Source organism: Paraburkholderia suaedae (assembly GCF_040812055.1).
Lineage (GTDB): Bacteria > Pseudomonadota > Gammaproteobacteria > Burkholderiales > Burkholderiaceae > Paraburkholderia.
On sequence record NZ_JBFOAH010000069.1, the window covers coordinates 1 to 7939 of the forward strand.

Annotated in this window: 10 protein-coding genes and 1 pseudogene; 6 read left to right on the top strand and 5 right to left on the bottom strand. The window is 57.5% G+C overall.

Features of this window, described 5'->3' with window-relative positions:
- Nucleotides 1-122: 122 nt before the first annotated feature.
- The 4 genes and pseudogenes from ABQJ48_RS37085 to ABQJ48_RS37100 form a co-directional block, all read left to right on the top strand.
- Nucleotides 123-764, top strand: a pseudogene (locus ABQJ48_RS37085) (zinc-binding dehydrogenase); the annotation flags it as partial.
- A 75-nt stretch (nt 765-839) separates the two neighbouring features.
- The gene (gene gfa, locus ABQJ48_RS37090; protein ID WP_367842836.1) at nt 840-1415 is read left to right on the top strand and encodes an S-(hydroxymethyl)glutathione synthase; all 576 of its coding nucleotides are present in this window, start codon (nt 840-842) and stop codon (nt 1413-1415) included.
- A gap of 331 nt (nt 1416-1746) precedes the next feature.
- The gene (locus ABQJ48_RS37095) at nt 1747-2019 is read left to right on the top strand and encodes a MarR family transcriptional regulator (RefSeq protein ID WP_473094246.1); all 273 of its coding nucleotides are present in this window, start codon (nt 1747-1749) and stop codon (nt 2017-2019) included.
- Nucleotides 1907-2170, top strand: a complete 264-nt coding sequence (locus ABQJ48_RS37100) for a hypothetical protein (protein ID WP_367842837.1) — start codon at nt 1907-1909, stop codon at nt 2168-2170. Before ABQJ48_RS37095 ends, ABQJ48_RS37100 begins: the two co-directional genes overlap by 113 nt.
- A gap of 89 nt (nt 2171-2259) precedes the next feature.
- Here ABQJ48_RS37100 and ABQJ48_RS37105 read toward each other — a convergent pair whose 3' ends face one another.
- From ABQJ48_RS37105 to ABQJ48_RS37120, 4 genes are all read right to left on the bottom strand, one after another.
- The gene (locus ABQJ48_RS37105; protein ID WP_367842838.1) at nt 2260-3447 is read right to left on the bottom strand and encodes a GNAT family N-acetyltransferase; all 1188 of its coding nucleotides are present in this window, start codon (nt 3445-3447) and stop codon (nt 2260-2262) included.
- Nucleotides 3448-3831: 384 nt separating this feature from the next.
- Nucleotides 3832-4290 carry a hypothetical protein gene (locus ABQJ48_RS37110; protein WP_367842839.1) on the bottom strand — a complete coding sequence of 153 codons (459 nt, stop codon included), beginning with the start codon at nt 4288-4290 and terminating at the stop codon, nt 3832-3834.
- Nucleotides 4291-4600: 310 nt separating this feature from the next.
- Nucleotides 4601-4891, bottom strand: a complete 291-nt coding sequence (locus ABQJ48_RS37115) for a hypothetical protein (protein ID WP_367842840.1) — start codon at nt 4889-4891, stop codon at nt 4601-4603.
- A complete protein-coding gene (locus ABQJ48_RS37120) occupies nt 4866-5894 on the bottom strand; it encodes an EpsG family protein (protein ID WP_367842841.1) in 1029 nt (342 codons plus the stop codon). The genes ABQJ48_RS37115 and ABQJ48_RS37120 overlap by 26 nt, the downstream gene beginning before the upstream one ends.
- Before the next feature lie 28 nt (nt 5895-5922).
- On the opposite strand from ABQJ48_RS37120, the gene ABQJ48_RS37125 reads away from it, so the two are divergent.
- On the top strand, nt 5923-6156 hold the full coding sequence (locus ABQJ48_RS37125) for a hypothetical protein (RefSeq protein WP_367842842.1): 234 nt from the start codon (nt 5923-5925) through the stop codon (nt 6154-6156).
- A gap of 610 nt (nt 6157-6766) precedes the next feature.
- Here the strand turns inward: ABQJ48_RS37125 and ABQJ48_RS37130 are convergent.
- The gene (locus ABQJ48_RS37130; protein WP_367842843.1) at nt 6767-7477 is read right to left on the bottom strand and encodes a class I SAM-dependent methyltransferase; all 711 of its coding nucleotides are present in this window, start codon (nt 7475-7477) and stop codon (nt 6767-6769) included.
- Nucleotides 7478-7733: 256 nt separating this feature from the next.
- On the opposite strand from ABQJ48_RS37130, the gene ABQJ48_RS37135 reads away from it, so the two are divergent.
- The coding region (locus tag ABQJ48_RS37135) for a hypothetical protein (RefSeq protein ID WP_367842844.1) at nt 7734-7939 on the top strand (206 nt) is incomplete at its 3' end.

Genomic DNA, 7939 nt, shown 5'->3' on the forward strand with positions numbered 1-7939 from the left:
TACTTCCAGCTTGAAGCTGGCGTCAAATTGCCGGCGCCTTCTTGTTGTCATCTTGCTCTTTTTCCTCGTCGATTCAGGGATTGTCCTCCTATCGACCTGTCCGAGGAAATTAGACCACTACACCCGCGGCTAATCATCAGGAAGTCTGCCTTCTCGGCTGTGGTGTGACCACGGGCATCGGCGCGGTGCGCAACACGGCACAAGTGCAGCCCGGTGACAGCGTCGCCGTATTCGGTCTGGGCGCTATCGGCCTCGCCGTGATTCAGGGGGCGCGTCAGGCCAAAGCTGGTCGGATCATCGCAGTCGACACTAACCCCGCGAAATTCGAACTCGCCAAAGTCTTCGGCTCGACTGATTTCGTCAACCCGAATGACCACGAGAAGCCCATTCAGCAGGTCATCGTGGAAATGACCGGTTGGGGTGTCGATCATTCCTTCGAGTGCATTGGAAATACGAGGGTCATGCGCGCGGCACTCGAGTCCGCGCATCGTGGCTGGGGTCAGTCGGTCATCATCGGCGTGGCTGGCGCTGGACAGGAGATTTCCACCCGGCCGTTCCAGCTCGTCACTGGCCGCTCCTGGAAAGGCACCGCGTTCGGTGGCGTGAAGGGCCGCACGCAACTGCCGGGCATGGTCGAAGACGCCATGCGCGGGGACATCAAGCTCGCTCCTTTTGTTACTCATACCTTGCCGCTCGATGAGATCAATCAGGCTTTTGACCTGATGCACGAGGGCAAATCGATCCGCACGGTCATCAATTATTAATGTGCCCGGGACGCGCGTCACGCCGCTGGCGTGCGGAGGCTACCGAAGTTCGTTCCATTAACGAGAGGTTTGATCATGAATACAGTTGCAATACATCCATCAGTGGACTCGGGTGTCAATAAAGGTACGCCGGGCTTTGCGGGCGGTTCACTGCCTTGCCGGTGCCAGAACAACAAGGTCGAAGTCCGCGTTGCGAGTAACGTGGCCCACAATCACGTGTGCGGCTGCACAAAGTGCTGGAAGCCGGAACACGCAATGTTCTCGGTCGTCGGCGTAGTTCCGCGAGATAAGGTCGAGGTCACTGCGCACGGGGAAAAGCTCCAGATCGTCGACGAAAAGGCGGCCATTCGACGTCACGCCTGCAAGGCGTGCGGCACCCACATGTACGGGCGCATCGAAAACGCTGATCACCCGTTTTACGGTCTGGACTTCATTCATGTCGAACTATCTGATCACGAAGGTTGGGAAGAACCGCGATTCGCAGCGTTCGTCTCGTCGGTGATCGAAGGCGGTGGCGCACGACCGGAGCAGATGGATGATGTCCGTGCGCGACTCAACGAGCTCGGACTTGCACCGTACGACGCTCTGAATCCTCCGCTGATGGACGCGATCGCGACGCACGTTGCAAAGCGTAACGGGGTGCTCAAGTAAACGTCTGAAGGGGTAAGTGACGAATTTTGGCGGTCCGCCCCTTTCCTCACGAGTTGATACAAATGGAACGCATCGAACACCGAAGCTCTTTGACGATTGACAAGACGTCTACCGCCACAAGTCGACGAGGCAGCGGAGCTCCTCCATTCACCGACCGAGAAGATCGTCTCGAAAGCGATCCTGATCGAAGCATTGCTGTTGTTCGGCCGGTCGCCGGGCTCGTGACATCTCGCTCAGTCAACGTACTTTCCAGAACGGCGAAAGCTTCTATAGCCAGCAAGTCGAACAACTGATTCGCCGCAGACTCGACGAACCTCTGCAGGCAATCGACATTACGGCTGGTCAGTACAGGGTTCTCAACCTTATTGCGCACCACGAGCCCATATCGTCGGCCGACCTGGCGCGCAAGACGATGATGACGGCGCAGTCAATGGCGCGCGCTCCAGTCGTAGATTCAACTGACATTGCAGCATCGGGCGCTATCCGCAACCATGCTCGGTGGCAACAACATCGTCTCCGGGACTCGCGACGCGACGCGGGCAGCGGTGGACGAGGCCCTCGTCAAGATCGACCAGGATCTGAAAGCACGGACGCTTCCTCCTGAAATGGCGCAGGCCTGGCAAAGCGCTGCCGCAAACTGGCGTGAGGTTGCAGGGGCGATCGATGCGCACAAGCTCAGCGACGTGCAAAAGCCCGCGCGGCTTTCACCGGGCGGGCTACGAGTTAGACATCTGCCGTACGCCCAAATTGTATGACGCGGATCGGCGGCAGGGACGTTGGCAGACGCTTTGCGGTGACGACCTACCCCGCTAAAATGGCGGGTCAGTTTGCCCTCGCGAGTTTTTCAGGTGCGACGCAACGGCCCAGCGGAAAGTTGAAGATGAACGTCTTGCCACTGGTCTCGAAACGCACGTGCGGCGAGAACTGTGCGGCCCCAGTGACTGAGCGCAATCCGGAAATCGGTGCACGTATAGCCGGATTCAGTCCAATTCGACTTGTATTTGCTGTCACCGGGCCCGAAATCCAAGTCCCGCTGGTTCTCGAACGCCCATTTCGTTATGTATTCAAGCAGCAAAGAACCTGGTGAAAGTTTGGCATGTGCTGGGGAATACGCGGCCTGGATGCCGATGACCGCACGCTCGGAAACAGCCACGAGGCTCACGGCAATTGCTTTCCCATCCAGGGACAAAACGAACAGGCGAAGCATGCGTGTGAACGATGGATCGGTCGATATTTTTCGAAGAAAGTTCTGATAGGGCTCAGTAAAAAAATTTCCTTCTGCTCCCACTCGTGCTGCCCACTGATGTTTCCATTCGCGCATCGTCCTGATATAAGCGGCGCTGCCCGGATCGTCCAGACCCGCGATGAACATCGCAGCTTCGCCGGCTCTTTGCAGACGTCGGTAATGATAGTCCTGTTCCTTTCTGAACGCCGCCGGCAATCCTGCTCGAAATTCAGCCCACGATTTGTGCCGCAGTAAAGGAGCTACCCGGATTACGCGCGGCTCTCCTCGTGACAGCCATTTTTGCTGCAACCCCAGCCGATGAAGGACCGAATCCGTTCGCACCATCGGGAGGCTAAGCAGGTCGCCTCGACATGAGGCTCGCAGCACGTGCCAAGCCGCGCAGACAATAGATCGCGGGTCCTCGCCATTTGCTAGCAGCAAATCCGATTGTTCCGACGGGTCCGGCGCCAAGGGTCGTACGGTTGTCCACAGGCGTTCGCGATATCGCAGCAGGGGCCATCCAAACAACATGCGGCCATCCTTTCTGCCGACGATGCAATGCAAGGTCGCCCCCGTAGGAATGGCAACCTCGTGGAGAGCATGATGGTAATAGCGGAATTGTTGAAACGGAGTTCCTTTGGCAGCATGCCAGAGTTGCTCCCATTCCCGCTCGAGCGATGCAAAACTTTCCAAATCGCTCACCACTTCGAACTGCGCGGCAGTGTCAGTTGCAGATGTTGCCGATGTCCATTGACCCCGGGAACTGAGTGACCCTGCGAATAAGGAACTCGATTTGTTTTGGTCCATTCGCGGCTGTGTGAGAATTCGTCAATAAGTAGTAGGCTCGTCGCGATCAAATTCAGTATGGAAATCAGCGGTCTGCTCTTGATAAAATAACGGAACACACCGCGTCGCTATGAGCGTTGCCACCCACTCAGCGCACTATTTTCTGGCCTACCCCCATACGCAGAAACGGGTCGTAAGTGGGACTGTGCGATACGCCGGTGCAGCGTCGGCGCAAGGATCGTACACTCACGCAATGGCGTCTGGACCGCTCGGTGCGCGGGCCCATGCCTCTTGTGTTTTTTCGCGCTACCGAAGTGCCGCGATGCCAAACATCGTCGCGGGTAGCTTACCGACGGCATCGGCAGTTGCCCGCTGCCCGGCCAACTCGACGAACGCGGCATCGCCTTATGTTGCGGCTGTAGTCGACGCCCCTTCGCCATTGGACCCGCCGGTGATGTTGCCGCCATTGATCATGGCGTTGCATTCGAAAATGTTGCCGCCAGTGTCCTGGCTGGCGTCGTTGTTCTCGACACCGAGGCGACAGTTATCGGCCAGGTTATAGGCGACACGTCCATTGATCGAACCCATCAGCGCGATACCGTAGAGTGGGCAGTGGGCGAATGAGTTGAATACCAGAACATCCCCGGTTCCGCCCCCTTGCCCTTCAGTCTGAAACATCGATTGACCGAAGAAGTCGCGAACGGTATTGCCCGCGAGGACAAAGTTGTCCACGGCGCCGTTGGTCTGCACAGGAATATCGTAGTGTCCGGGATGGTCCCAGTCCCGGATGCGGTTCGGGTTGGCACCCACAAAGGTGCAGCCGACCAGGCTGTTCCCGGTCGACGGGCCCTCGAAGGTGAACATGTTGCTATCCTGGCGGACCGTTTTCCGTAACGTTACGCCAGGTTCACACTGGATCTGCCGGTGATTGGCCTTGATGATGACTGTGCCATTGATCAGATAGGTCCCGGCACGGACCAGCACGTCGCCAGCGTTGACCGCGGCCTGGAAGGCCTTGGTGTCGTCGGAATTTCCATTGCCGGCAGCGCCGTAATTCTTCGGGTCGAGCGGGTTAACCAGCTTGGGCGGAATTTATGAGTTCTGCGGGCAACTGGCCGTGTTCGGCACCGGCGAACTGCTGCGGCTGCGGCCGTCACTGCTCTGGCTTTTGTTTTTAACGTAGTGCAAGCCGCGCATCAAATCGCGCCCAGAGACGCGATTCCAAACATGCCCATGGTCCCATGGCCGCATAGGCTGTACAGAAATGTCTGATCACGCCCGGAATGTCGATCGCAAGCACAGACACGCCGATCAGGAACCCGCCAATCGCAATGGATTTTTTATTTTCACGAAATGGGATCTTACGTCTGCGCTTTCCGCAAGCACCTTCCGGCATGGCGGCGTCGGTAGCAACCTGAGCGGCGACAGCGTCTTGCCACTTAGCCCAAAAAATAATGGTAGACACCTTCGAAGTAATTCTTCGTGGCGTCGGCAGCAACCACGACGAACACGCCGAATGTCATGGTCAGAATGGCCGCGTTCCGCAACCTGATCTCGGGAACAAGGAAGGGCAGCAGCAACGGCACGCAGTACCAGACACGCCCCTTGGCAAATGGAAACACAAAGTAAGCGACGGCCAGATAGACGAACAGGCCGACATGCATGATCGACAACCGCGAGATGGCGATTTGCCGTCTCGTCGCCGGCAAGCGCCACGTCGAACACAGCACCGTGACGGACGCGATCGTGTAGAGCAGGAGCAGCGTGAGCAGCCGAGGCGTGAAATTCTCCTGATACCCGGTGTACTCCTCGATGCGCCTGCCGCCGTAGCGCGCAAAAAGGAACTTTGCGGCCGACGCCAATACGATCGCGGTCACGCTGACCGTAACCAGCGCCGCCCGTTTATTCTTCCCGCTCAGGCCAGCGGCCATAAGCAGCGCCGTAGGCACCGCAAACGTGGTGTGCACCAAGCTCGCGAGGATCATGCCGAGGGTCGGCCTGTGGAATCGGCAGGTGAACAGTATGGCGATCGCCAGGCCAAAGCCCTGCCGGATCTGAAACAGCCCCACGGTGGCGAGCCCATACGGTACGACGAGCCACAAGATCAATCCCAGCAACGGCCGGCGAAGCTGCAGCAGCGAATACATCACCGTCGCGTTCAGCAGCAGCACGGTGAACCTGATGCCGCCTTCAGGCGTCACGTCGAAAGCGTTGAGAAAGATGACCCACGAGCGCCAGCCCAGCTCTTCCGTAATGAGGCTGATGACAAAGTCCGTATTCGACTGCCGATTGTGATAGAACTGCACGAGCCAGTGCCAGTCCGTCGTCCTGAAATACTGGATGTAGGCATCCTGATCGAACAGCAGGCCGACGCTGCGCTCACGAAATCCCAGGATTGAAAGGGTGATGGCTGCAAAAACGAGAAATGCCCACCCTTCTGGCGTCATGAGGTATTGCAATGCGCGCACTCGCCTCGCGGTTTGCTTCGCCGGCGCGGTGTTATCCATTGTCGTGACTCTCATCGCTTGGCCTTTTTCGATCGGGACTGGTGCCGCGCGTCATGGCGAAGCGGCACTGCAAATTCAGGCGTCATTTCTGGAGATCCCCTCTCTTGCCTCATGCAATGAGCCGCAGGTCGGTAAAGACGATCTTGAAGCCCGCCTCGTCGAAGTCGTAGTGCTCGACATTGCGGCGGCCGCTGCGAGCCGACCTGAGTCGGCGAACGGCTGACGGTCTGCCCGGCCACGATGCGCCCTTTTGTCTTCAGGCTTCTCCAGTTTTCGGATCGCTCCTGCAGTGGAACCTTTCGACGTGCGGACCTGACCTGCTACCCCGATCTGTGTGCCGGGCCACTGAGCTGCTACTTGCCACTGTCCAGATACGTGAGGGTGTCTGCCGCGCCCCCGAATTTCCTCGGCACATCGAACGCCGCAACGTAGCACGCCCTTTTGCACAGCACGTCTCTTTACCCAGCAATTCAATATAGCTAATTGCTTTTCTCGGCACTTTGAGCAGATGGCAAATTACCGGCATATTCGTTCACTGTATGCGGGTCATCGAACACATATTTACCAGTTCGCCCAATCGTCAAAGTCATACCAACTATAGACTTCTCCCTACAGTTCAATTGTTCGCCTGAATCTGTTTTTAAAAATGAACGGTAAGGCGGTCTAACGCACTGACGATCAATCGGCTCTCAAGCGGTTCAGTCGAACTGCTGCGTTCAGATCGTTCAGACGTCCGGAGCACCAACGATTTCTACCCTACCTGCCGAGGTTGCACGAAAACCTGGGCGCAACACCTCGGACCGAGGGTTGCCGCCTCTTCTCGCGGTCGTGCATTACTTCTTGGGCTTGGCGATGATTCCGATACCAAAACAGCACCAGCGCGGCAGCAGCATCGCGAAGGGAAACCCAACGACCGTCACCACGTCAAAATGTCTTTTCATCTCGTTGACAAGTTCATCGTAGTCAAAGCCCTTGTGTTGGTTGCGGCTGACGTACTGCATTCGCCCTAGTGTTGAGTTGACGACTTCACCGAAGGTGTAGTGCTGATTGCTGCCGAATGCTTTCTTGATCAGCCACTTTGCGAGAAAGAACGGGCCTTTCTCGTTTGGCACCGTCACGAACACATACCCGTCGACGTGGGACGCCATTTTTTTCAGATAACCGTCGACCAGTTCGGGCGGCACATGCTCAAGCGTTTCCATCGAGACCGCAATGTCGAAGCGCTCAGTTACAGGCAGCTTCATCTGGTCTGCGCTAGTCGCTTTACAGAAGACCAGATTGGGACGATCACTCCATTTTTCATGGGCCAAGTCGAGCGCATGTTCCCAATCGGCGTCGTAGCCGACGTAGCGGGTGGGTTCTGTCGGCAGGAACTCAATGAGCTTGCCGTCGAAGCAGCCGATTTCAAGCACCGTCCGGGCTGGGCATCCCAGCCTTCTGATCTGGCGCGCCACCCAGTGAAAGCGGGCCAGGTGAAGGTAACCGCGAAAGCCGCCTGCAAACAGTCGTTCGTTGTAACCAAACCCATCTCCCGCGCTTTTCATTTGATGCTGCTCCGGGTGAGCGGCCGCCAGATAGAGACCGCGTTAAAGGTCCGGGCGAACCGGGCCGAAACGAAAGTTCGACCATTTTAGGGGTCGTTCATAGTGTTGCCGTGTGCGAAGGCGCACACGTCGTCAGTCCCGCGCTTGATACTTAAACCCATTCACGGCATCGGCGCCGACGCAATGCCGGATAGCGGGATCGTGCCGACGGGCGCGCGCACTTCCAGGTCGTCGACCGACCACTGCCGCGGCGGTAGTGCGTGACATCGCCGCCATGGGAGGTCATTTCCATCGACTTGACGTCATAGATGGCGCGACGGCGCCTTACCCGATGAGATGTGAACTGCTGCAGAAATCCTGGACAGAAATGAGTGTTAGTGTTTCGGAGCAATTTTCCCCACAGCACGGGAGGTTGGCGATGAAACACAAACAGTATTCGGTGGAGCAGATTGTGGCCGCGCT